Annotated in this window: 24 protein-coding genes and 1 tRNA gene; 5 read left to right on the top strand and 20 right to left on the bottom strand. The window is 30.0% G+C overall.

The window, feature by feature from the left end:
- Positions 1-51 precede the first annotated feature (51 nt).
- The 7 genes from C7447_RS09240 to C7447_RS09210 form a co-directional block, all read right to left on the bottom strand.
- On the bottom strand, positions 52-2,187 hold the full coding sequence (locus C7447_RS09240) for a peptidylprolyl isomerase (RefSeq protein WP_148870235.1): 2,136 nt from the start codon (positions 2,185-2,187) through the stop codon (positions 52-54).
- 121 nt (positions 2,188-2,308) lie between these two features.
- A complete protein-coding gene (locus C7447_RS09235; protein ID WP_148870234.1) occupies positions 2,309-3,601 on the bottom strand; it encodes a hemolysin family protein in 1,293 nt (430 codons plus the stop codon).
- Complete coding sequence (locus C7447_RS09230; RefSeq protein WP_148870233.1) at positions 3,601-3,798, bottom strand: hypothetical protein; 198 nt, start codon at positions 3,796-3,798, stop codon at positions 3,601-3,603. The genes C7447_RS09235 and C7447_RS09230 overlap by 1 nt, the downstream gene beginning before the upstream one ends.
- A complete protein-coding gene (gene lptC / locus C7447_RS09225; RefSeq protein ID WP_170245974.1) occupies positions 3,798-4,370 on the bottom strand; it encodes an LPS export ABC transporter periplasmic protein LptC in 573 nt (190 codons plus the stop codon). The genes C7447_RS09230 and lptC overlap by 1 nt, the downstream gene beginning before the upstream one ends.
- A 12-nt stretch (positions 4,371-4,382) precedes the next feature.
- Positions 4,383-5,693 (bottom strand): hypothetical protein, encoded by a 1,311-nt coding sequence (locus C7447_RS09220; RefSeq protein WP_148870232.1) that lies wholly within the window; start codon positions 5,691-5,693, stop codon positions 4,383-4,385.
- Positions 5,694-5,711: 18 nt separating this feature from the next.
- Positions 5,712-6,998 carry a hypothetical protein gene (locus C7447_RS09215; RefSeq protein WP_148870231.1) on the bottom strand — a complete coding sequence of 429 codons (1,287 nt, stop codon included), beginning with the start codon at positions 6,996-6,998 and terminating at the stop codon, positions 5,712-5,714.
- On the bottom strand, positions 6,991-7,722 hold the full coding sequence (locus C7447_RS09210) for a type III pantothenate kinase (RefSeq protein ID WP_148870230.1): 732 nt from the start codon (positions 7,720-7,722) through the stop codon (positions 6,991-6,993). The genes C7447_RS09215 and C7447_RS09210 overlap by 8 nt, the downstream gene beginning before the upstream one ends.
- Positions 7,723-7,822: 100 nt before the next feature.
- Here C7447_RS09210 and C7447_RS09205 point away from each other — a divergent pair.
- Positions 7,823-7,898 (top strand) — tRNA-Phe (locus tag C7447_RS09205).
- Between the two features lie 47 nt (positions 7,899-7,945).
- On the opposite strand, the gene C7447_RS09200 is transcribed toward C7447_RS09205, so the two are convergent.
- On the bottom strand, positions 7,946-8,923 hold the full coding sequence (locus C7447_RS09200) for an endonuclease/exonuclease/phosphatase family protein (protein WP_148870229.1): 978 nt from the start codon (positions 8,921-8,923) through the stop codon (positions 7,946-7,948).
- 97 nt (positions 8,924-9,020) lie between these two features.
- On the opposite strand from C7447_RS09200, the gene C7447_RS09195 reads away from it, so the two are divergent.
- Entirely contained in the window at positions 9,021-9,476 is a 456-nt protein-coding gene (locus C7447_RS09195) for a hypothetical protein (protein ID WP_148870228.1), read from the top strand.
- Between the two features lie 54 nt (positions 9,477-9,530).
- Here C7447_RS09195 and C7447_RS09190 read toward each other — a convergent pair whose 3' ends face one another.
- Positions 9,531-10,229 (bottom strand): LytR/AlgR family response regulator transcription factor, encoded by a 699-nt coding sequence (locus tag C7447_RS09190; protein ID WP_148870227.1) that lies wholly within the window; start codon positions 10,227-10,229, stop codon positions 9,531-9,533.
- Positions 10,222-11,046: a sensor histidine kinase gene (locus tag C7447_RS09185; RefSeq protein ID WP_148870226.1), complete on the bottom strand. Its 825-nt coding sequence runs from the start codon at positions 11,044-11,046 to the stop codon at positions 10,222-10,224. The genes C7447_RS09190 and C7447_RS09185 overlap by 8 nt, the downstream gene beginning before the upstream one ends.
- Positions 11,047-11,262: 216 nt before the next feature.
- On the opposite strand from C7447_RS09185, the gene C7447_RS09180 reads away from it, so the two are divergent.
- Positions 11,263-12,435: a metallophosphoesterase gene (locus tag C7447_RS09180; RefSeq protein ID WP_148870225.1), complete on the top strand. Its 1,173-nt coding sequence runs from the start codon at positions 11,263-11,265 to the stop codon at positions 12,433-12,435.
- A 164-nt stretch (positions 12,436-12,599) separates the two neighbouring features.
- On the opposite strand, the gene C7447_RS09175 is transcribed toward C7447_RS09180, so the two are convergent.
- Together C7447_RS09175 and C7447_RS09170 are read right to left on the bottom strand one after the other, a co-directional pair.
- Positions 12,600-13,331, bottom strand: a complete 732-nt coding sequence (locus C7447_RS09175) for a LytR/AlgR family response regulator transcription factor (RefSeq protein WP_148870224.1) — start codon at positions 13,329-13,331, stop codon at positions 12,600-12,602.
- A gap of 1 nt (position 13,332) precedes the next feature.
- The gene (locus C7447_RS09170; protein WP_148870223.1) at positions 13,333-15,525 is read right to left on the bottom strand and encodes a tetratricopeptide repeat-containing sensor histidine kinase; all 2,193 of its coding nucleotides are present in this window, start codon (positions 15,523-15,525) and stop codon (positions 13,333-13,335) included.
- Between the two features lie 233 nt (positions 15,526-15,758).
- Here C7447_RS09170 and C7447_RS09165 point away from each other — a divergent pair, with 233 nt between their 5' ends.
- The gene (locus C7447_RS09165) at positions 15,759-16,889 is read left to right on the top strand and encodes a vWA domain-containing protein (protein WP_148870222.1); all 1,131 of its coding nucleotides are present in this window, start codon (positions 15,759-15,761) and stop codon (positions 16,887-16,889) included.
- A 66-nt stretch (positions 16,890-16,955) separates the two neighbouring features.
- Here the strand turns inward: C7447_RS09165 and C7447_RS09160 are convergent, their stop codons facing one another.
- The 4 genes from C7447_RS09160 to C7447_RS09145 are packed head-to-tail and all read right to left on the bottom strand — an operon-like array spanning position 16,956 to position 21,131.
- Positions 16,956-17,471 carry a gamma carbonic anhydrase family protein gene (locus tag C7447_RS09160; protein ID WP_148870221.1) on the bottom strand — a complete coding sequence of 172 codons (516 nt, stop codon included), beginning with the start codon at positions 17,469-17,471 and terminating at the stop codon, positions 16,956-16,958.
- Positions 17,471-18,277: a glucosaminidase domain-containing protein gene (locus C7447_RS09155; RefSeq protein WP_148870220.1), complete on the bottom strand. Its 807-nt coding sequence runs from the start codon at positions 18,275-18,277 to the stop codon at positions 17,471-17,473. The genes C7447_RS09160 and C7447_RS09155 overlap by 1 nt, the downstream gene beginning before the upstream one ends.
- Positions 18,277-19,212, bottom strand: coding sequence for a 1-aminocyclopropane-1-carboxylate deaminase/D-cysteine desulfhydrase (locus C7447_RS09150; RefSeq protein ID WP_148870219.1), 936 nt, complete (start codon positions 19,210-19,212; stop codon positions 18,277-18,279). Before C7447_RS09150 ends, C7447_RS09155 begins: the two co-directional genes overlap by 1 nt.
- Entirely contained in the window at positions 19,212-21,131 is a 1,920-nt protein-coding gene (locus C7447_RS09145) for an ABC-F family ATP-binding cassette domain-containing protein (RefSeq protein WP_148870218.1), read from the bottom strand. The genes C7447_RS09150 and C7447_RS09145 overlap by 1 nt, the downstream gene beginning before the upstream one ends.
- Before the next feature lie 120 nt (positions 21,132-21,251).
- Between C7447_RS09145 and C7447_RS09140 the strand changes: the two genes are divergently transcribed.
- On the top strand, positions 21,252-21,656 hold the full coding sequence (locus C7447_RS09140; RefSeq protein ID WP_148870217.1) for a DUF983 domain-containing protein: 405 nt from the start codon (positions 21,252-21,254) through the stop codon (positions 21,654-21,656).
- Between the two features lies 1 nt (position 21,657).
- Here the strand turns inward: C7447_RS09140 and C7447_RS09135 are convergent, their stop codons facing one another.
- The 4 genes from C7447_RS09135 to porL form a co-directional block, all read right to left on the bottom strand.
- Positions 21,658-22,698: an NAD(P)/FAD-dependent oxidoreductase gene (locus tag C7447_RS09135; protein ID WP_148870216.1), complete on the bottom strand. Its 1,041-nt coding sequence runs from the start codon at positions 22,696-22,698 to the stop codon at positions 21,658-21,660.
- Between the two features lie 80 nt (positions 22,699-22,778).
- Positions 22,779-23,657 (bottom strand): type IX secretion system ring subunit PorN/GldN, encoded by an 879-nt coding sequence (porN, locus tag C7447_RS09130; protein WP_148870215.1) that lies wholly within the window; start codon positions 23,655-23,657, stop codon positions 22,779-22,781.
- Between the two features lie 18 nt (positions 23,658-23,675).
- Complete coding sequence (gene porM / locus C7447_RS09125; protein WP_148870214.1) at positions 23,676-25,205, bottom strand: type IX secretion system motor protein PorM/GldM; 1,530 nt, start codon at positions 25,203-25,205, stop codon at positions 23,676-23,678.
- A 42-nt stretch (positions 25,206-25,247) separates the two neighbouring features.
- A complete protein-coding gene (porL, locus tag C7447_RS09120) occupies positions 25,248-25,904 on the bottom strand; it encodes a type IX secretion system motor protein PorL/GldL (protein ID WP_148870213.1) in 657 nt (218 codons plus the stop codon).
- Position 25,905 lies beyond the last annotated feature (1 nt).

Raw genomic sequence — 25,905 nt, 5'->3', positions numbered from 1 at the left:
AATAAAAAAAGCCGAACAAATGTTCGGCTTTTAATTTTTTTATAGAGTTAATTATTGAATTCCGTAAAAAGAACTCATATAATCTTCAACATTTGAAGCTTTTTTAATAGCTTCATACATCTTAAATGACTGATTTTTTCTTTGAGTTGCTAAACGATCTCTATAAGTATCGTAGTTTGGTAACGCTGTTGGTAATTCTTTACCTGTAACTACAAATGCATATACACCTCTATCTCCTACAATAGCTTTGTATAACTCATTATTTTTTGCGTTTAGCATTGCACCTACTATCTTTGGTTCATAACCAATACCAGAAATAGTTGGAGATTTTAAATTAACATCTGTTGCCTTTTTAATAACCTGGCTTGTAGTTTTTGCTACATCAGCTAAAGTAGCTCCACTAAATTTATCTTTGATAATTTCAGCTTTCTTTTTATTCATTAAAATAGGGCGTACTTTAGAAATTGCCTTATCTACTGGCATTAATCCTTTTTCTGTTTTTCCTGTTAAAGTAACTACTACATAACCTCCATCAACATCAAAGCGTTTAAAACTTTCTACTTCAGAATCCTTTTCAAAAGCCCAAGTAATTATTTGTCTTTCGTTACCTAAACCTGGTACATTTTCATCTAGAGCTTTCATTCCAACTGCAGGTAAAGAAGATAATTGCTTTTCTTTAACAGCTTCATCAAAAGCTTTTCCTTTAGAAAGCTCTAAAGCAAAAGTTTCTGCATTTTGAAAAATAGTATTTTCTGTCGTTTCTGATGCTTCAATTTTACGAGCAAAAGTGGCTAATTTTACTGCATCTTGAGGATTTTTTTGATCTTCAATCTTAATAATATGGAAACCAAATTGAGTTTTTACAACTCCAACATCTCCTTTTACGTTTCCGAAGCAGTAGTCTCTAAACTCAGGAACCATTGTATTATAAGTAAACCAACCTAACTCTCCTCCTTTATCAGCATTCGATTTATCTACAGATAATTCTTTAGCTAAATCAGCAAATTTAGAAGGACTACTTTTTACTACAGCTAATAAACTATCCGCTGTATTTTTAACCTGTTCTTCTGTTTGAGTAGTTTCTGCTGTTGCAGAACGAGAACCAGTAAACGGAATTAAAATATGACTTGCTTTTACAGAATCTGGAACATTAGTTACTTCTGTAATTTTAGAAATTTTAAAGAATCCGTTTTCTTTGTATGGCCCAAAAACATCTCCTTTACTACCTTTAAATATATCTTCAGCAATTGCTTGTGGTACTTGTACTTTGAATTGTAAGTTTTCATTTAAAGGTAAATCTGAATTATTATCATTTAAAAAAGTTTTATAATCAGTAGTGTTTTTTAACCCTTTAATAATAACATTCCCTTTTGATACCGAACTATATTCTTCTCTGTCATTTAAAAGTTTTACAACTTCAGCTTTAACTGCTTCTTCATCTTGATTAGTTGGAACAACATCAAATTTTACAAATTTAATATCTCTTGAAGCTTCAACTTTAAATTCTGCTTCATGATTATCAATATAACTTTGAACTTCACTTTTTTTAATGGTAATTAAAGAATCTGCAACGGAAGTATAAGGAACATAAACAAAATCTGCACTTACTTTAGTGTTTTCGGTTAAATATTGAGCTTCTCCTTCTTTTAAAGAGGCTCCTAAACCTGCTCCTACTAAATTATCGTATGTCGTTTTCTGTAAATTATCTTTTAAAGAAGTCATGTAATTTTGCCATGCATTCCACTCAGTAGAGTTATCAGCTTTAATGGTTGCTAAATGCTCTTTTAATTTATCTTTATCAAAAATTCCTGAAGTTTGAAATCTTGGGTCTCCTTGAACAGTAGGCGCTTCATATAAAGCATTCATTATATCTGCTTCACCAACTGTAATTCCTGCTTGCTCTAATTGATTTTCATAAATTTTTTGTCTTAACAAGTTATTCCAAACCGTTTTAGCAGCTTGCATTTCAGAAACTCTATTCCCTGTTTGGGTTTTATAACTTTCTAATGCTTCAGCAAATTCTTGACGAGAAATTGGGTCTCCATTCACTTCTCCTACTTCATTTATTTTACTTGAACTAAAGAAGTCTGATAATTTAGATGGATCTAAAACAAAAGCAAATAATGCTAAACCTATTATAACTATTAAGAACAAAGAGCGTTCTCTAATTTTCGATAAAATTGCCATACGTCATTTATTTAATTACAGTGTGCGAAAATACAATTTCACATTTAATAATGCAACGTTTTTTTGGCTGTTTTAAAGGATGTTTACTTCAATCGAAGTATAATTGAAATATAGATGATTTCTAGCCTTCTTTATTTAGAACTTTGAAATAAATATCATCTATTTTGGTGGAGCTAGCTTTTATAATTTTAATTTGAAAATTTTCTACTTCGACCTCTTCATCTTGCTCAGGTATATTCTCTGTATGGTTGATAATGAAACCTCCTAAAGTTTCATAGGCTTCTTCTTTAGGAATGTTTAGATTATATTCTTCATTTAAATAATCTACTTCTAATCTTGCAGAAAAATTAAACTCATTATCTGATATTTTTTCTTCTAATAATTCTTGGCTATCATGCTCATCTTCAATTTCTCCAAACAATTCTTCTATAATATCTTCAACAGTTATAATACCCGATGTCCCTCCATATTCATCAACTACTACCGCAATACTTTTTCTTTTTTTTATTAAAAGGTTAAGTACATCGTTTATGATCATAGATTCTGGCACTATTTCTACAGGTAATAAAATAGACTTAATTGTTTTTGGCTTTTTAAAAAGCTCAAAGGCATTTACATAACCAATAATGTCGTCTAAAGAACTTTTGTATACTAAAACTTTAGACAACCCTGTATCTATAAATGTATTTCTTAAAACAGGTACTGTTTGATGCATATCTACCGCTACAATTTCTGTTCGAGGCACCATAATTTCTCGAGCTTTTACTTTGTGGAATTCTAATGCATTTTGGAATATTTGAATTTCAGAATCCCTTTTTTCATCATCATTTCCCGTTTCTAACTGCTCTGAAATATAATTACCTAGTTCTTCTTTACTAAATTCCGTTTGTGCTTCATCTTCTGCTGTTTTAAAAAGAACATGCAAACAAAAATCAGAAATTTTAGTAATAAATTCAGTAATAAAATAAAACAACAAAAAGAAAATATACGCTGGAAATGCTAAGATTTTTAAAGTTTCATTCGCATAAATTCTAAAAATAGCTTTAGGTAAAAACTCTGCAGTAACCAAAATAATTATAGTTGAAATTAGTGTTTGCAAGAGCAATTGTAAATCTCCTAATAAATAATTAATGAATGAGTAATTCGAAGGTAAAAAAGTTTGAAACCAGTTCATTAACAATTCCCCCATAAAATAACTGTAAACTACCAGTGCGATGTTATTACCAACCAACATGGTAGTGATAAACTTCGATGATTTTTCGGTTATTCTAGATAATATTTTGGGCAGAAAACCGTCTCGTTTTTTCTCTAACTCTATATGAAGTTTATTCGCAGAAACAAATGCAATTTCCATTCCTGAAAAAAAAGCTGAAAATAAGATTGATAAAAAAATAATTATCAGTTCGGTACTCATTAATTTTGTTTGTTTCTTTCTTCTATTTTTCTTCTAAAATTACGTTTAAAGAAGAAAATTAACGTGATAAAGATAGCAAATCCGAACATAATAAATGATTGTTCTCGATTGGAATTCCAATTTAAAATCCCTTCAACTAAAAAAATTACACCTATCACCAAATATCCGTATTGAAAAATACTCCAAAGTTTATTCATTATAATTCTTTTTGATTAGCTTGTAAGTTACCCGTAATATCTTTAGCAATCCACTTAGTTAGGTCTTGTTTCGCCTCGAAACCAAAACCATTTATGGTATCTCTAGGCGTGGTTAATCTGAAACCATCTTCAGTAAAAAAATAAGCTTCTTTTTGATCCCAAAATAATTGATTGGTTTCTAACTTAACCTTATCAGTATGATTAATTATCACTACATTACCTTTTATTTCAGAAACCGATGTTTTAGTATAAGAAAGTGCATAATTACCTGTTACAGTGGTAGAGTCTTTACCGTTTTTATCTATCATCACAATTTTTACTCCCTCAGGAAACTCATTATAAGGATGTTCTTTTCTATTAGAAAAATCGTATAAAAGTGACGTTATTAACTTTGATGTTATACGTCCTGAATCTTTGTAAACATGGTAGGTATTTTTTGCGATTCCTATAGGCATGTTTTTATCTGCTAAAAAATCACGTACCTGAAGTGTATTATTAGTACAAGAAAAAAACATTGCCACCAAACAAATGGTAGCAATGCTATTATATATATTTCTTGATTTTATTTTCATTTAAAATGACGACTATGGTATACGTACCGTTTCACCAATCCAACAACCTACTCTATGAGAACTTCCAGAAGAAACTCCTTGAGTAAAGATTAATTTCTTTGAAGGAATATTTCCTCTATAACTTGTAATGTATCTTCCCGCTCCACAACCTGGATCTACTTGTTGTGCTTTTAAAGCTTTATTTAAAGCAGCAACATATACCATTCTTTTTTCAAATTCATTGTTTCCACAAGAGTTAGCACTATTAGCATATAAACTAGCTATGTATAAATAGGCTTTACCTAAATTAGGATTGTATTTTAAAGCTTCGTAAGCTAATGCTCTCGCTCTACTTCCTCCTGTACCTTGGGCTTCTCTTAATTTTAATTTAGCCTTAACATTTGTATCTGTTTCTAAATCAAATGCCTTTTTTCTCATTTTATTTGCCCCACTAGAATCTCCATTCTTTTCTAATACACTTGCTAAAAAGTTATATGCATCTGAAGATTGAGTAACATGCGCATAAGCAGTTGCTAACTTTTCAAATAAAGGATCTGTTTGACAACCTTTATTATACATTCTAGATACGGCTCTTTTTAACCATACACCATCTGTTTTATTAGCTTCAAAATCTCTGGAATAGATTGGTATTAATCTTTCACAAGTGGCAATTTCAGAAATAATATTATCTAAACCACCTTCTACTTGACCTAGAGCTTCAGAATTAATAGTATACGCTCTTAACCTTCTTTTCTCTTTTGCATCAAGTGTACTGGTTGTGTCTTTAGCTTGCAAAACAGCAATCTTTTTAGTATAATCATCTAACTTTTCTCCAACAGATTCCATTACATCATCATACGTGTCGAAAACTTTTTGTGGGTCTGTGTCTTTATATCTATCTGTTACACCTTGAAAATATCTATAGATGTTTTTAACTCCCATATCTTTTGGTGAGTCCTTATATGCTTTTTCTAAAATCTGAAAAACCTCTTCGTCTGAACCTAAATTATGTTCAATTAAATAATCTGCATAATCACTATGTGCTTTAGCTGCATCTTTATCTGGAAAATTAGCAATCCTTGCTTCGTAAATTCTTTTTACTAATGCATGATCCTTTGTTTTTTCCGCTACAGTTGCTCCATATTTATAAATGTTCACTGATAAGGTAGAACAATTTTGCAATAAGTATTCTAGATCTGGTTTTGCTTCAGCATATTTTTTAGTTGTAACACTTCCTTTAAAAAGGTTATACTTTGTTAAACATTCTTGGCTCGCTTGTGCTTTTACTTCATTTACAGCTACAAACAAAAACAATCCTGTTAGTAAATACGTAACTTTTTTCATTATTTATCAGTTTATTCGTTAATCTATTTCTCTTTTTTGAAACCAATTTAGACTGTTCAAAGATAAACTTAATCTAACATTGAAATAATTTTCTTTAATTAAATTATTGTTAGTTGTTCCTTTTTGACCGTACTCTAAACCTAAGTTCAAACTTGATATTTGCCTTGGCAGTGGTAACCCTAAACCAACATTTATGCCAAAATCATTTATCGAAGTAAAATTATTCCCTGTCCCAGTTCCATCAACTAACAACCCAGTTCTTTCCATACGCAAACCTGCACGATAAGTAACTCTATCCCAATAACTTGAAATTGAATTAATCTTTGGGATATAATAACCCCCTATCGAGGTTCTTAATCCATTCTCATATTTATAAGTGCTTTCTTGTTGAAAATTATCTGAAAATGAAAGAGCCTTTTGATATTCAGAATTTACACCCACATACCATTTATTTTCTTTTCCAATACCAAAACCAGCTATTGTTTTTAACGGGTTTGTTATCGTTCTTCTTACAGAATTTAAAAATAAGGTATCTCTAGGTATTTCGACTCCTGAACCACCAAAAGTAAGAGAGTATAATTGTTGATTTCCTCTTTGTATTAAATCATTTGATAATTTAATTGCAATACCCGAACTAAATTCTAATTTGTTCTTTAACTTTATTTTATACTGCGCTCCAATCTTAAATTCACTACCTCTAATAGTAGTTTCTTCTTTATATTTTGTTGCTAAACTTACATTTGCTCTTTGGTTTAAAGTACTGTTATTTGTTTTCCCAAAAATAAACGCTCCTTCTAGACCAACAGAAAATCCATCAAATAAGTACATACCATAACTTGCATACAATCTATTAGTACCACCGTCCCCTGTATACCTAGTTAATTCTATAACATCATTACCATCTAAGGTTTGATTCAATAAAGCATATCCAACAGAAGAAGAAGGCTGTAAACCCGCAATAAAACCAGCTTTATCTCCTATAGGAAATCCTAAAGAGATGTAACTTAGACTTGTTGAGTTACCAGATTGAGTTCTATTCGTTTCTTTTAAATTTAAAAAAGATGTTACCCCTCCTAATGAATACGTAGCAAATCTTAAATCTGCGTTGGCTGCTGGATTCACAAAATTTAAATACTGTGAATCTTTCATAGCAACACCAATACCTCCCATAGATGCTTGCTCCACAGTTTTAGGGGTGAAATTTTCTCCAATCCCGAAAAAAGAATATGGTGATGAATTATTTCTCTGTGCTGATGTTATTACTGAAGTAAATACTAAAATTACAACTAGATATCTCTTAATCATTCGCTCTATTATAAATCAAAATTGTATGTAAACCTTCCAAAACAAAATTTGGATTGGCAAATATGCCATTTTTTAATTGTTTAGCCAAGAAATTTGTATCCCCTCCTGTTAAAACAACTGTTAAATCCCCAAACTCTTCTTTATATTGATTAATAACACCATCAATTTCATTACAAATTCCGTTTACAACTCCAGAATGTATCGAGTTATTTGTGTTATTTCCAATATAACTTTCTGGAGTACTTGCTTCTAATAACGGTAATTTTGCCGTATAATTATGTAACGCATTATAACGCATTTTTATTCCTGGTGATATAGCGCCTCCTAAATATTCGCCTTTTTTATTCACAAAATCAAAAGTTACACAGGTCCCTGCATCAATAATCAATATATTTTTATTCGGATATTTTCTAACACCAGCAGATGCTAATGCTATTCGATCTACTCCTAAAGTTTTTGGAGTGGCATATTTATTTTTAAAAGGAACTTTTGTTTGATGACTTAATTCTACCAAATCTAAAATTTGATGTAATTTTTGCAGTTTAAAATCTGATAATTTCGCTACTGAAGATATAATTGCAGAAGAAATCTTATGATTTGAAATAATTTTTTTGATTTCTGACACAATTTTTGATTTCTCAAAAACAAACAATTCAATTAAACTATCTTTCTCAAAAACAGCGGCTTTCACTCTTGTATTCCCTACATCAATAATTAAATTCATTTGTCCTTTTTAGATGAAAGGCAAATTTACAATAGATTTTTTACAATTTTATTTGGATGGTAAGAAAAAACCGTGTTATATTTGCATCCGCTAACGCGATGGTGCCTTAGCTCAGTTGGTAGAGCAAAGGACTGAAAATCCTTGTGTCCCTGGTTCGATTCCTGGAGGCACCACCATAAAAAACCCGAACTATCATTCGGGTTTTTTGCTTTTAAAATCTTATTTATTTTATCTTAAATCGCATTTCAACCGGCAGATGATCAGATGCTTGATCGAATTCATTCAACACTCTTCCGTCTACATATTCAATTGAATTTTTAGTGTAAAAAATATAATCTATTCGCTCATATAAATCTTTTGTATCAAAAGTGTTCGAAGGATTTTCAAGATTTAATGCCGAACTACCAACATCTTCCATAATAAACATTTTTCGAACAATTGCTTGTTTATCTCTCGCTCTTGAATTAAAATCGCCTAATAAAATAGTTGGATATTCATTTTTGTATTTATTAAACAATTCTAATACATAGTGGAATTGTTTTATTCGTGTAGGCTTATCAAACGCTTCTAAATGTACATTTATTAAAACCACTTCTTTCCCTTCTAAAGTAACTTTTACTACTTGTGCTAAACGTTCTAAATATAAAGCATCTCTATAAAAAGGACTATCAGCCACCCTCTCTAAAACGATACGTTCATAATCTTTTAAAGGGTATTTACTAATGATCGATTGCCCTGAAACTACCTTTCCAAAATGCATGCTTGGGGGCCAATATGGATACGGTAAATAACGTTCATCCCAATTAACTCCCTTAGCCACATAATTGTATCCTAACTTTGCAATTTCCTCTTCTTGATTAACTTCAAACGAACGTGATGCCTTATAATCGATTTCTTGAAAAGCTATAATATCCGGATTTACTTTTTTAATTTCTGTACGCACTTTCTCTAAGTTCTCATCAAATAATTCTTTTGGTTTTGCAATTGCCCGGTTATTGGTCATTCCACTTAAATAGCCAATATTATAAGTAACAATGCTATAAATACTATCTGTATCTGTTGATGTTGGATAATTATACTCTATTAGTTGCGCATATTCTTTTTCATCTAAAGTAGGTGATGATGCCCATACAAAAAACACCGAAAAAGAGATGATTAACAATAATAAAAGTGCGAATAGTAGTTTGATTAGTCGTTTCATTATAATCCTAAAAAAATGTTAAAGTGTTTTTCAAATTTAAACCTTTTTAATACTCAAAAGTCAAAGAGTTGATTATTAATTAGAAATTAAATCGAAAATGAAAAAAATAATAACAATGGTAGTTTTAATGTTAGGAATTACATTAGCTACACAAGCACAAAAAAAGCAAAGAAAAGAAATGGAAAAATTATCAGTTGAACAACAAACTGAGTTAGCGGTTAAAAAAATGACTCTAGAGTTAGATTTAACTTCTAAACAGCAAACTCAAATTAAACCTTTGATAGCAAAAAAAATGGAAGAACGTAAAAACTTTCATGAAAAAAGAAAAGCTTCAAAAGGAGAATTTAAAGAGTTAACTGCAGACCAACGTTTTGAAATGAAAAACAAAATGTTAGACAAGCAAATTGCCTATAAAGCTGAAATGAAAAGTATTTTAAATAATACTCAATATGAAAAGTATGAAAAAATGCAATCGAAAAGAATGCACAAAATGCATAAAAGAGGAGGAAAAAGAAGTCATTTTAAAAGGGATAAACAAATAGAAAAAAATTAGTTTGGTTGATTAGTTTTGATTGAAAACTCGGTTTCTAAAAACGGAATCGAGTTTTTATTTTAATAATGCTTTTAAATTAACTTTAAACGTTTTACCGACAGGAATAAGGTATTCATCTATAAAAATTCGATTGCCTTCAATTGAGTTAATATGATCTTTTGCCACTATAAAAGACTTATGTATTTGAAAAAATTGATTGTTAGACACAGTTTTTAAAAGATCAGAAATTTTTTCTCTAACAGTAATTTCTTCTTGTTTTGTAACAACTTTAGAGTAATTACCAATAGCTTCAATAAATAAAATATCTTTCAGCTTTACCTGAATGTGTTTTTTATTAGATCGTAAAAAAACACCTCCATCATGCTCTTCTTCTAATCTTTGAGTTGCTTCCGATTGTTCTTTATTTTGATCTTGAATTTTATTTATTGCTTTTAAAAAACGCTCAAAACTAAAAGGTTTTAACAGATAATCTACAATATTTAATTCATAACCTTCCAAAGCATATTCTTTATATGCTGTTGTTACAATTACTTTTGGAGGCTTCGATAAAGATTTTAAAAAATCAAATCCTTTTAATTTAGGCATGTTTAAATCTAAAAAAATTAAATCTACCTTATTGTTATTTAAACATTCTAAAGCTTCAATAGCATCATAACAATGTTGTATTAACTGAAAATTAGGTAATAAATCACAATACCTTTTAATTATATCATGAGCCATAGATTCATCATCAATAATTAAGTATTTAATCATTTTTCTTAAGGATTAATGTTGTTTTAAAAACCTTATCATCTGTAGAAAAACTTATTTTATGGCGATTTGGATATACTAACTCTAATCGTCTTTTTAAGTTTTTTAAACCTAAACCATTTTTAGTTTCTATTTCTTCCTCAAAATTATTTTTCACTTCAAAATAGATTTCATTTTTATTCGCTTTAAGACTTAAATAAACAAAAGCGTTATTTCTTAAAGTTTCTACGCCATGTTTAAAAGCATTCTCTACCAAAATGATAAAAAGCAACGGCATTGTCTTTATGCCATCTTCTTCAATAGCTATTTTAAAATCAATATCAATGTTTTTATGGTAGCGCATTTTATGCAACTCAATAAAATTTGTAATAAAGTCAACCTCTTCATTTAGCATAACCTGCTCTTTTTGGCCTTCATAAATACTAAAACGCATCATGTCTGACAATTTAAGAATTAACTCTTTTGCCTTATCTGTATCTTTTTCTATAAGTCCATAAAGATTATTGAGCATATTAAAGAAAAAATGAGGGTTGACTTGCGATTGTAAATGCATCAATTCCGTTTTTACTTTTTCATTTTTTAAGTTGATAATCGTTTTTATTTGTTTTAATATCCAATACACAAATAAACTTACTCCTCCTAAAATCAATAACACATAATACGTACCTAATAAAAAATCGGTCGTAGAATCAAAAGAAATAACTACAGACTCTTTATTTGAGGTTATAATTATATAAGTTATTATCAAGATTGGTATTAATACTGATGATAAACCTATAATAATTAGTGTTTTCTTGTTATTGTTTATCCATTTAATCATGCAACAAAGTTAAAGATAGCTACATACTATACAAGATAAATTGATAAACACCTCTAAAAAAGCATTCAATGTGACTAAAAGTGTGATGAAACCACTTTACAACACACAAGTTATCTTTTATAGGTTAAAAATAGACGTACATCCCAATTAATTTACTCCTCACAAACTCACATTTACATTTGTTACTCAATGATTCTAACAATTAAAACTTAACAAATGAAAAAACGAATTTTACGCTATTTAAAACATATTTTAGGAACTCTTTTATTCCTTTTACTTATAGGAGTTTCAATTGTATTGTTTTTAAACGGAAATGTACATTATTCCGACAATCCAATAAAAAAGGCTTGGAAAAAAGAAGGCCCTTATGTTTTTTATAAAAACGACACTCTTTTAAGTGTTAACTATGTTACTGGAAACAGAAACGATGGTTTTAAAGCAAGCCATAAAAATTACAATATAAACTCTGAATTGAAAATGAATAGTTATTTTAATTTAGATGATTCTACGTTCGACTTTACTATTGATCCAAATATAAAAACTCCTGAAAGTATTTACAACGATGGAGGTAAAATTCTAGCAATATCTGATATTGAAAGTGGTTACAAAACGTTTCGCGATTTTTTAATAAACAACCAAGTAATTAATGAAAATCTAGAATGGACATTCGGTAACGGACACTTAGTTCTTGTTGGTGATTTTGTTGATAGAGGTTTTTCTACAACACAAGTGCTTTGGTTTATTTATAAACTAGAACAAGAAGCTAAAAAATTGGGAGGAAGAGTTCATTTCATCTTAGGTAATCACGAAATAAAAAATCTTCAAGGAAACTATACAAAAGCTTCTTTAAAATATTTTTACGTTGCCTCTATTCTACAAAAACAACAATACGAATTATACAATTCAAAATCTTTTATAGGTAAATGGCTTGCTAGTAAAAACACGTTAGAAATTATAAACGGACACCTTTTTGTACATGGTGGTATTCATCCAGAATTAGCAAACTATAAAACAAATATTAATGAAATTAATCAGATTGTAAGAGGTAATTATCGTCAAGCATATTACCCTAAAAAAGGAGATTCTTTAGAACAGTTATTAATTTCAACAACCAAAGGACCTTCATGGTACAGAGGCTATTTTAATGATGATTTAACAAATGAAGAAATAGATAAGGGATTAAAGTTATTTAATGCTAAAGCCGTAATTGTAGGTCATACAATTCAGCGTAAAGTAAAAAAACTTCATAACGGAAAAGTATTTAGTATTGATGTAAATCATCCTAAAGATTACAGGAAAAGTTGGCCTAACAAACAATCTGAAGGCTTAATAATTACCCATAATAAATACTACAGAGTATTTGCTAATGGAAGTAAAAAAGAACTGTAAAACTAGACTAAAATGAACTTAATTTCATATTAACCCTTTAAAAAACAATTACAATGCTTATATACTTAATTACAATATTCTTTCTAGATATAATTCATCTCTTATTATTAAACTAAATTTTAAATAAAAGCTCGGTTTACAATAAACGGAATCGAGTTTTTTTTTTATTTAAAAAAAGTTAATAAACTTCCTTTTTTGGAAGCGGAAACTAAAATCTCTTTACCGTTAGACACAACCACACTTCCTCCTTTTCCTTTTTTATATTTTACTATAGAATTCACATTAACCAAATACGATTTATGAATTCGAGCAAATGAATACTCATTTAAAATACCTTCAAAATATTTTAATGTTTTACTGACTAACTTTTTAGAATTTTCAAAATGAATTTCGGTATAATTGTCATCTGCTTTACAAAAAACAATATCATTCACATTCACAACTTCAAACCCATCTTGTTGTGGAATCGTAATCTTTCCATTAACATTATTTGTTCTTGGTTTTAAAACCCTACTGTGCAACTCACTTTCTTTCATTTTTATTGAAGTTACATGTTCTACCGCCTTAATTAGTTCATCAATAGAAATAGGCTTTAACAAATAATACGATGCATGATTGTTTAATGCCTCAATAGCGTAATGGTCATAAGCAGTAACAAAAACAGTTTCAAAAGTTCTATCTTCAACTTTTTCTAACAAATCAAAAGCATTACCAAAAGGCATTTCAACATCTAAAAACACTAAATCTAGCTCGTTTTTTTGAATCAATTCATAAGCTTCATCAATATTACTTGCTTCCCCTAATAGTTCAACATTTAAGCAGTATTTAGATAAGTAATTTCTTAAAATATCTCTACTTATTTGTTCGTCTTCTACAATAATTGCTTTGATCTTCATTTTATTTCTTTTTCAATAGTAACTCTACTTTTGTTCCTTCTCCATTTTCTAAAACATCAGAAACTTCAACAGAAACCCGGTCTTTATACATGTCATTTAAAATGGCAATTCTATTCTTAATTGTACTCATTCCTTTTGATCGTTGTTTTAACTGGTTTTTAGTTTTAAGCTCTTGCGATTGTTTTCGTCCAATACCATCATCAAGAATAGAAATTAAGATGGTTTCTTTATCTTTTTGAGTTATTGAAATTTTTAAATTCCCTTTCTCTTTTTTATAACGAAGCCCATGCCAAATAGCATTTTCTATGTAGGGCTGCAACAACATTGGTGGAATCGAAAATTGGTCTAAATCAATAACTTTATCAACTAAAATTGAATAATCGAATTTATCTTTAAAACGATTATGTTCTAACTTTACATACAATTCTAATAATTCAATTTCTTTGGTAAGTGGAATAAAATCTTCATCAGAATTTTCTAAAACCGAACGCATTAACACGGAAAACTCTGATAAGTACCTATTTGCATTTCTTTCATCGTTTACCGCAATAAAGCTGTTTACAGAGTTTAATGCATTGAAAATAAAGTGAGGATTCATTTGTGATCGCATCGACTTTAAAGCCAATAAATTATTTGCTAATTTTTGCTGTTTATTTGTACGATACATAAAATATGCTAACAAACTCATCAATAAAAAACTTGCTATTAATGAATAAATAATCAACCGTTGTCGCTTATTGCTTTCTTGTGTTAATTGCTGGTCTTTATATGCTAAACTAATTTTACTCTGATTGAGTTCCTTGTCTTTTTCTAAACTCGCTATTCGGTTTTGATTATCAGCAATTTTTTTACTAAACCTCTTTGCTTGTTGAATTTCTTGCTCTTTTCTTACATATAAAGAATCTACAACAGTAACATATTCTCTATAACTTTTTAACGCTTTATCATAATCTCCAACAGTTGCGTATAACTCAGACAATCTACGTGTTGCATCTTTTTTAACCACTAAATCCTCATTAGCATCTGCTTCTTTAATACTTTTTTCTAAAAAAGGAACTGCTTCTTTGTACTCTTTTTTTAGCACGTAAGCATTCCCAATTTTATAGTTTATCTTTTGTGAATTAATAGTATCATTTTTAATACTAGAAATATTATTTTCAGAAACGCTTTCTGCTTCTTCTAGAGTCTGTTGTCGCAATTTAATTTCATCATCATAACGATTTGATTTATTATAATAATCGGCAACTTTTTCCTGCTCCTTTAACGAGCGTTTTTTATTTTCTTTAGAAGCTAATTTTAACGAATTCTGATATAAATTATCTGCTTTTTTACGATTCCCTTTTTTAACATAAACATCTGCCAGTTTAGAGTTTAAGTCCGTTATTTTGGGTGTAACCAAATTATTCTTTGCTATTTTTAAAGCTTTATTATAATTGACTTCTGCCTTACTAAATTTTTTAGACGCAAAATGTAAATCTCCCAAACCTTCATTTACTAATACTTTTTGATAAGAACTTAATTTTTTATCTAATACTATTTTATATGAAGCTTCACTTTCTTCATATTTTTTAGTTAAAAATTGCGCTTCTGCAAGTTTAATTCTTGTTTGACTATCCTCTTCTATCTGTAAAGAAATTTTATAATTACTAATCGCTAAATCGTATTGTTTCCAGAAGAAATAAATATCTGCTAAAGTCTTATAGGTATTTGCATTTCTTTTACGAGAGTTGGTGTCTTTAAGTGCTTTTTCAATAAAAGACAAACTTTTTTCTATATCCTTTTTTTGATAAAATTTTGCTGAATCTAAATGTTCATGGTATAAATCTGCTTTAGAACTAGAACGTGTTTTGAGCATACTCGAATAATTATCTTGAGTATAGTTCTCTACAACAATCTTAATATCTTCATTAGATTTAATCGTATAATAAACGATTTCAAAATCTGGATGATCAACCACCAATTGGTCATTCACTCTCGCTTTTACACGATATACTCCATTAATATCAGAAAAATTAGTAACGATGCCATTTACCTGAACTTCTGCATTTTTTATCGGCTTACTTGTTTCCTTATCAATAACCCTAACTTTTACTTCAAAAAATTTTGATGTAGTATTTAACACTTCGTCTTGCGAAAAACTTGAATGGAATCCTGCAAAAAAAAGAATAACTAGTATGTATTTAAAGTGTTTCATTTTCTTATTTCAATTGTAAACTTACGTACAAAAAAGCAACCAAAAAAATAGCGATTTCGTATTCTCTCTCTATAAACAAATAAAAAATTATTATTCCCTCAATTAAACTTCTCATTTACTCATTAGAAAGTAGTGTTTACTCATTCTCGCTTTTTTTTAAATTAAGTTCCTTATAGTTTTACTTCATCAAACTTACGAAACTGAAACCTTTGTCTTATTTAAAATAAACAATTATGAAATCTATTAAAATAACCTTTCTATTCTTTCTATTCGTTGGATTTACAGCTTATGTAAATGCATCAGAAATAAATAACATCCAATTAAAAAAACAACAAACTATTAAAGTTGCTTTATTGTTAGATACTAGTAATAGTATGGACGGACTTATTAATCAGGCGAAAGCACAGTTATGGGAAATCGTAAACGAGCTTTCGTATGCAAAATGTGGTAACGAGAAACCTAATTTACAAATCGCTTTATATGAATATGGTAATAGTAGACTATCGAACACAAAAGGATACATACGAAGGGTTTTACGTTTTAGTAGTGATTTAGATGAAATTTCTGAACGCTTATTTTCACTCACTACAAATGGAGGAAATGAATATTGTGGTGAAGTTATTCAAACTTCAATAGATGAATTAGAATGGGGAAATAATAAAGGTGATTTAAAAATGATTTTCATTGCAGGAAACGAGCCTTTTACACAAGGAAGTATAAACTATAAAGACGCCGTTATAAATGCAAAAGAAAAAGATGTAATAGTTAATACCATTTTTTGCGGTGATTATAATAGCGGGATTAGCGGAATGTGGCAAGATGGAGCCAAACAAGGTGGTGGTGATTATATGACGATAAATCATAATAAAAAAATTGTACACATTGTAACACCATATGATGATGATATTATTATATTAAATAAAAGACTCAATAAAACCTACATATATTATGGAGATAAAGGGTATTCTAAATATCAAAGTCAAGCAAAAGAAGACTCTAATGCAGAAACTTTAGATGAAGTAGTTGTCGTTAAAAGAGCTGTTACCAAAAGCTCTCGTTTATATAACAATTCCTCTTGGGATTTAGTCGATGCTGAAAAAGAAAAAGACTTTAAATACAGTGAGCTAAAAAAAACTCAACTTCCTAAAGAGTTACGTAACAAATCGAATGAAGAAATTAAAAAGTATGTTGCTGAAAAAAGTAGTGAACGAAAAGAAATTCAGCATAAAATTCAAGAATTAAACAAAAAACGTCGTGAATATGTAGCTAAAAAACAACAAGAAAACTCTTCTAAAGATCAACTAGAAAGCGTACTAATAAAAGCGATCAAAAAACAAGCGAAAAAGAAAAATTATAACTGGTAATAAGTTTTGGGGATTACTTATTTTGGTTGATTGAAAGCTCGGTTTCGGTAAAACGAAATCGAGTTTTTATTCTTTAAACCAACTCGAATACTTCACATAATTATTGGCAATTCTATCTATTTCACCAGAAATTAGTTCTTGAGAAATATCTTTTACTTTTTTGGCTGGAACACCTGCATAAATACTCCCGCTTTCTACACGAGTATTTTTAGTAACTACTGCCCCAGCAGCAATTATAGAATTGCTTTCTACTACGCAATCATCCATAATTATGCATCCCATTCCTACTAAAACATTGTCGTGAATTGTGCATCCATGTACAATAGCATTATGCCCAATAGAAACATTGTTTCCAATCGTGGTTGGTGATTTTTGATACGTTGCGTGTATCACCGCTCCGTCTTGAATATTCACCTTATCCCCAATTTTTATAAAATGGACATCGCCTCGGATAACTGCATTAAACCACACGCTACATTCATTTCCCATGCTAACATCTCCAACGATGGTCGCATTTTCAGCTATAAAAGTTCCTTCTGGTATTTGTGGTTGTTTATTATTTACAGACTTGATTACAGGCATTAGTTTATTCTTAATTGTTGACCAATACTTATGGTATTACTATTTAATCCGTTTGTTTTTTTCAATAGTTTAACAGATATATTATATTTTCTTGCAATCGAATACAGCGTATCCCCTTTTTGTACCTGATAATTATTTTCAGAATAAGTAGAAATAGAATTATCAACAACCAGTTTATTATTTTTTGGTACACGATCATATTGATCTAAATTATACATTCGAATAATTCCTATTAATTTATTTGGATATTTTTTATCAGTAGCATATCCTGCTTTTTTTAACCCATAAGCCCAACCTCTATAATCTGTAGATTTTAATCTAAATAATTTAGCATAACGTTTTCTTGAAGTTAAAAACTTAGAATGGTCTTCGTAGGAAGTTTCAGGATATTTATACTTTCTAAAACATTCTCCTATTTCATCATCATCGTGTGTTACACTTTTTCCATTCCACCCTTTATGGCATTTAATTCCGAAATGATTGTTAGAACGAATCGCTAACGGACTTCTACCGCTACCAGATTCTAAAACACCTTGCGCTAATGTTATACTCGCAGGTATGTTATGCTCATGCATTTTCTTAACAGCTATCGGTGCAAATTTCTCTATATAAGCAATAGTATGATTGCTATTTGTTTTAACTCTTTTTACTACTGGTTCTAATTGTGGTAATTCTGGTAAAACTTCATTAATAGGTTCATCTTCTAACACCACTGATTTGGGAGAATTTTTTACCACTTTTTTACTACTCCCGCAGCTAGTTAAAAAAACTACTGTACATGCTAATAAGAATATTCGTAACTTCATTAAACTTTTATTAACTCTAAATTATTTTTAATTAATTTTTTGTTGACTCCGTTAATACCTTGTAACCCTCCTGTATGAATTGCTAAAATTTTGCTATTGGGATCAAAATAATTCTTTTCAATTAAATCTACAATTCCAAATATCATTTTCCCTGTATAAATTGGATCTAATGGAATTTGTGTTTGCTCTTTAAAATCGTTGATAAAACGAATTAATTCTGGATTATACTTTCCATAACCTCCAAAATGATAGTCGTTTTGTATACTCCATTTATCTTTTTTCAAAGTTAATCTTTTAATTTCCTCATACAAAAAATCACCTTTTAATGCAGAAAACCCAATTATTTGCTGATGACCTTTAGCAGAATTTATCAATCCTGAAACTGTGCCTCCAGTACCCACAGCGACACAAATATAATCGAATTTTTCATCTTGCTTTGTTAAGATTTCTTCACAACCTTTGATAGCCAATTCGTTGGTTCCTCCTTCTGGAATTAAATAAAAGTCTCCAAACTTATCATACAGTGCATCAATAAAGTCTTTTTCATTTTTTTTTCGGAAATCTTCTCGAGATACAAACTCAAATTGCATTTCGTTTTTATGAGCTTCTCGAAGTGTTGCATTTTCTAAAAGGATTTTATCTATGTTACTAGCTAATTCTTCTCCTCTAATAATTCCGATTGTTTTTAACCTTGCTATTTTTCCTGCAACAGCAGTAGCAACTATATGATTAGAATATGCACCACCAAAAGTTAATAAAGTATTTTTCTTTTGAAGCTTTGCTTCTTCTATATTATATTTTAATTTTCTGAATTTATTACCTGAAACAAACTCGTGGATTTCATCCTCTCTTTTTACAAAGAATTCAATATTTTTTTCTTCCAAAATCGGCAGAAAAACTTGTTGGTTTTCAGTTTGTATAGATTCAGAAAACATTAACTAAAATTTGATGCTTTTTCCTCAATTTCTTCCCATTCTAACATCAAATCTTCCAACTTTGCTTTTTTAGCTTTATAGTTTTCGAAAAAGTTTGGTTGCGAAGAAACTTCATCATAATTTTGAGCTAATTCCAAATCTATTTTTTCAATTTTAGATTCTAAATCGGCAATTTGACTTTCTATTTTAGCTGATTTATTTTTCAGTTTTTTCAATTCTTTTTCGTCCTCTCTAGATAATTGAAAAACTTCTTTTTTACTCGTCTCCTTTACTTCTTTTACAACTGTTCTCTTTTCCGCTTCGCGTAAACTCTCCATTTTATGTTGCTCTAAGAAATAATCGATATCTCCCAAATACTCTTTAATTACCTTGTCTTTAAACCCGTAAACTGTTGACGTTAATCCTTGTAAAAAATCTCTATCGTGAGAAACAACGATTAAAGTTCCATCAAAATTTTGCAATGCCGTTTTAAGCACGTTTTTTGAAGCTATATCTAAGTGATTTGTAGGCTCATCCATTACTAACACATTAAATGGCGACAACAATAGCTTACATAATGCCAATCGGTTTCTTTCACCTCCTGAAAGTACTTTTGCTTTCTTGTCTACCGCATCACCACCAAATAAGAAAGATCCTAACATATCTCTAACGCGCATTCGATTTGTATCTGAAGCTGCATCTTCCATGATTTCTAAAACTGTTTTCTCGGGCGGTAATTCTTCTGATTGATTTTGAGCAAAATACCCTATTTGTACATTATGGCCTAGTTTTAGGTTTCCTGTAAACGGAATCTCGCCAACCATCATTTTTGCTAACGTAGATTTTCCTTGTCCATTTTGTCCTACAAAAGCAATCTTAGAATTACGTTCTATCAAGAGGTCTACATTTTCTAAAACATGCTTATCTCCATAACTTTTACTAAGGTTTTCTGCTTCAACAATAATTTTACCAGGCTCTTTAGAAATATTAAAACGAACATTCATTGCTGCATTATCTTCCCCATCAACTTCAATACGTTCAACCTTATCTAATTTCTTAATCAACGACTGAGCCATTGAGGCCTTATTTGCTTTAGCTCTAAATTTTTCAATTAACTTTTGCGTATGTTGAATCTCTTTCTCTTGATTTTTTTGTGCTTGTATTTGCTTCTCTTTGATCTCTGCTCTTAATTCTAAAAATTGAGAATATGGTTTTTTGTAATCATAAATCTGTCCCAAAGAAATCTCAATAGTTCTATTCGTTACATTATCTAAAAACATTTTATCATGCGATACCAATACAATTGCACCAGCATAACTTTTTAAGAAGTTCTCTAACCAAATAATAGATTCAATATCTAAATGGTTGGTAGGCTCATCCAACAATAAAATATCGTTATTTTGTAATAGTAATTTTGCCAATTCGATACGCATTCTCCATCCTCCTGAAAATGTATCGGTAAGCTTGTCAAAATCTTCTCTTTGAAACCCTAACCCTTGAAGAATTTTTTCTGTATCTCCTTGATAGTTATACCCTCCTAATAATTCATAACGATGCGTAAGATCGCTCAAATCTTCAATTAACTGAGTATAACCTTCACTTTCGTAATCGGTTCTTTCTGCTAATTGGTGATTAATTTCATCGAGCTTTAACTCTATTTCTTTAATCTCTTCAAAAGCTTGATATGCTTCTTCCAAAATAGTTCTTCCTTCTACAAAATCGATATCCTGACGTAAAAAACCCATACGAACATCTTTATCAAAAGCCATGGTTCCTCCACTACTTTCAATATCTTTCGAAAGCACTTTTAATAAAGTAGATTTTCCTGCTCCATTTTTTCCAATCAATCCTATTCTGTCTCCTTTGTTAAGTTTAAAAGTGATACCCGAAAATAAATCGGTTCCCATAAACGATACTGACAAATTATGTACGTTTAACATAAATTTTTTTAGTAATTTAGATATGATTTGTAACCAAAGTTACAAGTTGTAATTATATTTTTTCTCAAATTTGCACAAACTTACAAAACAGACTTTTAAAGTTTGATAAATAACCAACTTATGTTTAAAAAAGGAACCAAATTATACAGTATTTTTAATAATAAATGTCCAAGATGCCATGAAGGAGCATTTTTTAAGTATAAGTTATCATTTAATATAAAAAAGGTTTCGAAACTACATGATAGATGTTCTCACTGTAATTTAAAATACATGATGGAACCTTCTTTTTTCTTTGGTGCTATGTATGTAAATTATGGATTGGCTGTAGCACTCTTTGTTGCTGTTTTCATTATTTCTAAATTATTTTTAGGAATGACCATTTTACACAGCTTTATTGCTATTATAGTCGTTTCTCTATTACTTATTCCCGTTACCTTACGATTATCTCGTATTATTTGGATTAATATTTTTGTGAGCTATGATAAAAATATAGAAAAATTAAAGGGCATAAAAAAAGAAAACTAATTTATTCAAATCGTTTAATATCGATTTCTTTATCTAGTTGTTCTCCTTTTTCAATGTGATTAAATAAATTTTTGGCAACCGTTGGAGCGATCATTACTCCACGTGTTCCTAATCCATTTAATACTGCTATATTTTTATATATCGGATGCATTCCTACCAAAGGTCTTCTATCTTTTACAGTAGGTCTAATTCCTGCAGATTGTTCTATTACTGAATACGGAACTGAGATTACTTTTTTAAGTTTACTTTCTAATTCTTCCCTTCCTTCTTTGGTTGGCTTAGATGTTTTATCTGTCCAATTAAAAGTTGCACCAACCTTATATAGATCATTTCCTAAGGGGAGTACAAATACTGTTGATTTTAACAAAAAATCAATTTTTAATTCAGGAGCATAAATAGTAAGTGTTTCTCCTTTGGTACCATTTAAAGGGAGGTAATTAAAAAACAGGTTCTCTTTTAACCCAAAACCTTCACAAAAAACAATTTTATTTGCTTTTACACCTTGATATTCTAGTTTATTTTCTTCAATATTTAATTGTGAATAATTAAACCTTTTATTTTTGATATTTCCTTTCTCCTTTAAATAAGATCTATAAATATTAATGAGTTTTGTTGTATCTATCCTTCCAGTTCCTTTTAGTTCACCAAAACCAAAATCTCCAATAATACCTTCAATTTTTTCACGATGAATCTGAGGTTTCATATAATAAGATAACATAGGCTTATCTGAGGCAATAAACCAATTGTTTTCATCTCCTATAGAAGTAAAAACCTTTTTAGTAGCAAATTTTGTATCGAATTTCAAATTGAATTTATCTTCCAATTTTTTATAAAATGGCATCGCGAACTCAAGTTGTTTATGACCATTCCAAACTGGTGTAAAACGTTTTAAAATAACAGGATTATAAGTACCCCCTGCTACCAATGACGAGGTTTGAGAAGCATCTTCAAAAACCAAAAATGCCTTTTTATTTTCTAGTAATTCTTCTGCAAAAGCTACCCCTGCTAAACCTAAACCAACAATTATATAATCAACATTCATACATCAAAAATAGTTATTCATTACTCATAAAAAAAGCGTTCTACAAAGAGAACGCTTTTTAATATTATATAGAAATTATTTTAGTAATTCCACATATCCATTTCACGGTCACGAATACCTTCTTTAATTCTATCAGCTTCTAATAACTGGAATAAAGAGTTTCCGCGGATATAATCTGCAATCTTTCTATCACCATACAAGTTCTCTTCTTTTATGATTGTTGAATTGAAACGGCGCGCGTTTAACAAGTTATCAAAAGAAATTGGATGTGCTGAGTTTTTAGGATTGAAAACTTTAGACGCATGTAAAGCATCTCGAGCGTCTGGATAAAAAACCCAAAACAATTCATAAACACTGTCTGCATCATCAATTTCTTGTACTCCCATAACTTGTACATCTGGCCCCATTGGTGCAATAGCTAGCATACGATACTTTAACTCACCTTGACGTTTATCAAAATACCAAATACCTTTTAACATATACCCTTTAACATCTTGAGATTGAATAGAGTAAGGATCAATATATCCTCCTTGTTCTGGTCCTCCATCAACTTCACGTTCCATATATGTCATTTTTTTAACGTCTTCTATTCCTATTTTTGTAGTAAAATAAGAGTCCGAATAAACCTCTTCAATTTCACCTGTTTTAATACCTTTCATTAAAGTATCGAACAAAGAACGTCTTGTACTTAAAGCGTTTGTTGTATCAATTGGATAATAATAAGGCAGATTTATTTTTTGGTTCAAATCTACATACTCCCAAACTACCTTCGACCAAAGAACATCTCTATCGCTAATAAAGCCATACGGTAATGGTTTTTCATCTTCAGAATCTATCTCTGCTTGAGTTTTTTTACCAATATTCTCTACCTTTTTAGCATTTAAAAGGTTAGCTTGTGCAGTAACCACACTAGTTGTAGCTAATGCTAATAAAACCACATAAAAACGCTTCCAATTCATACTTTTTGTTTTTTACTATTAATTTGTTATTTCAACACTAACAGGCAATACTTTTTTAATCTTATAAGAAGATCCTGATACACTTGCTTTGATATCAAAAATAGTAACTACATCTCCTCTTCTTGCTTTTTGTATTGCTTGTTTAGCTCTAGCACTCATTCTAGTTCCAGAACAAGGTACAGCTACCTGACCTGGTACTTTAACTTTAAAGCTAGATACATTCAATTTTAAATCAAATAAGAAATCAGGTAATCCAGCAGCTACAGAAATGTTTCCTAAACTAGCTTTAGGCATTGGTACTGTACCATATTGCCCTCTAACCATACCCACCGCTGGTGGAATATCTTTAATTCTGAATTTCTTTCTTGAAGTTATTTTAGATCCTGCTAAGTCTCCTGTTACATTAATAGAGACCTCGTTACCAGAACCAGGTGTCATCATGTAACTATCTCCTTTAATTCTTCTTAAACCAGCTGCAGAAGCAGAAACCTTATTTGAAGGAACTCCTGGCATAGAAATAGTAATTGGATTAGATAAACCACGGTAAACCACATTCATTTTATCTGCAGAAATTACTGCTTCATTAGGTTTAGGAATTACTGAGTACCCTCCTTTAATAGGTATTTCAACTAAAGAGTCATTCTCTTTAAAGAAAAAACTTCCTGTTAAAGATTTATCTCCAACACTACCTGCTGGTCCGTCTAAAAGAACTTGACCTGCTTTAATTTTATCTTGTGGCCAATCTTTACCATTAATAACAACTTTTTCTGCTGTTAAATTTGGATCGTTTTTACCTAAAACGATTTTACCGGATAATGATTCTCCAGGATAATAGGCATTTTTATCAAAAACAACCATAGCATCGTAGTTTGTCATCGAAACAGCTGCTGATAACTCTTTTTCTAACAATGCTGATAAAGCGTCCGATTCGGTAGTCTTTATATCTGACTGAATTTGTGTAAGCTTTGTTAATGATGCTATTAAAGGAAATCCTTCATAATTGTATTTTAACCAATCTTGCTTAATTCCTTCCTTATTTGTAACGTCATCAGTATTAAAACGAGCTGCAACAACAGTTGCTAATTCTCTTTCACCTAAAATCTCTAATGATTTTTCTCTAAAATCGTTTACTTTACCAACAAACTCATTCGCTTCATTTGTAATTTTTCCGTTTTTGAAAAAATATTGATCTAAGAACCCAGACTTATCCATTGATTCGTAAGCTGTTTTATCTTCTAATTCAGCAGTCATTTTAGTTTTCAACTCTTCTATATAATTAAAAAAGTCGTCTGCCATAACTCTTAACGAGTCTGTTTTTTCTTTAGCCTCTCCATACTGCTTTTCTTGTTCTGAAGCTTTTAATGCTAAAGCTTCATATGCTGCTTTATTTTTATCCGTAGCTCTTGTATTAGAGTCAGATAATTTTTCTTTCATTAATCCAAATGCTGATAAAACTTCTTTACTCATATTCATTGCTAACATTGCAATAAATACAAGGTACATTAAGTTTACCATCCTTTGCCTTGGTGACTGTTTTCCTCCTGCCATTCTATATTAGTTTTCTTTAGTTAATAAAAATTAGTAAACTAATTATTTGCTAGTCATTGCAGAAAGCATTCCACCATATACTCCATTTAAAGAAGATAAGTTAGTTGCTAATGATTGCATTTGCTCTTGTAAACGTTGAGAATTTTCTACCATCGCAGAATTTAAATCAGATTGCTTACTAGCATTATCAACTTGCGTTTGGTATAAACTATTTAACGATTCCATTTTTGCTGCCGCCATAGCCATTTGCTCATTATACTTATTTGTAGAAGTAATTGATGCTGATGCAGAAGCTAAAGGCTCTACTGCTCCTTGGAAATTTTTAATACTAGTTCCTAAACTAGACATTAAATTCACATCTAAACGAGCTTCTTTTAAAATATTATCTAATTTTTGAGATAACATAGACTGTGCATCATCTGGTGAAGCTAATTTATCCTTTCCTCCTTTTCCTGTTGATGTACCGTCTGCTAATTCTGGATATACTTTTGTCCAGTCTAATTCATCTTCTATAGGTTCAAAAGCAGATATGGCAAAAATAACAGCTTCTACAACTAAACCTAGAGTTAGCATTAAACCACCAGTTAAAGGACCAATTTTAAAGTGCATAATTTTAAATAATGCTCCTAAAATTACTACTGAGGCTCCTAAACCATAAGCCATGTTAAAAATTCTCTTAGTTGATTTTGATTGTGCCATA

Source organism: Tenacibaculum adriaticum, assembly GCF_008124875.1.
Lineage (GTDB): Bacteria > Bacteroidota > Bacteroidia > Flavobacteriales > Flavobacteriaceae > Polaribacter > Polaribacter adriaticus.
This window is presented reverse-complemented; position numbering and strand designations above follow the sequence as displayed.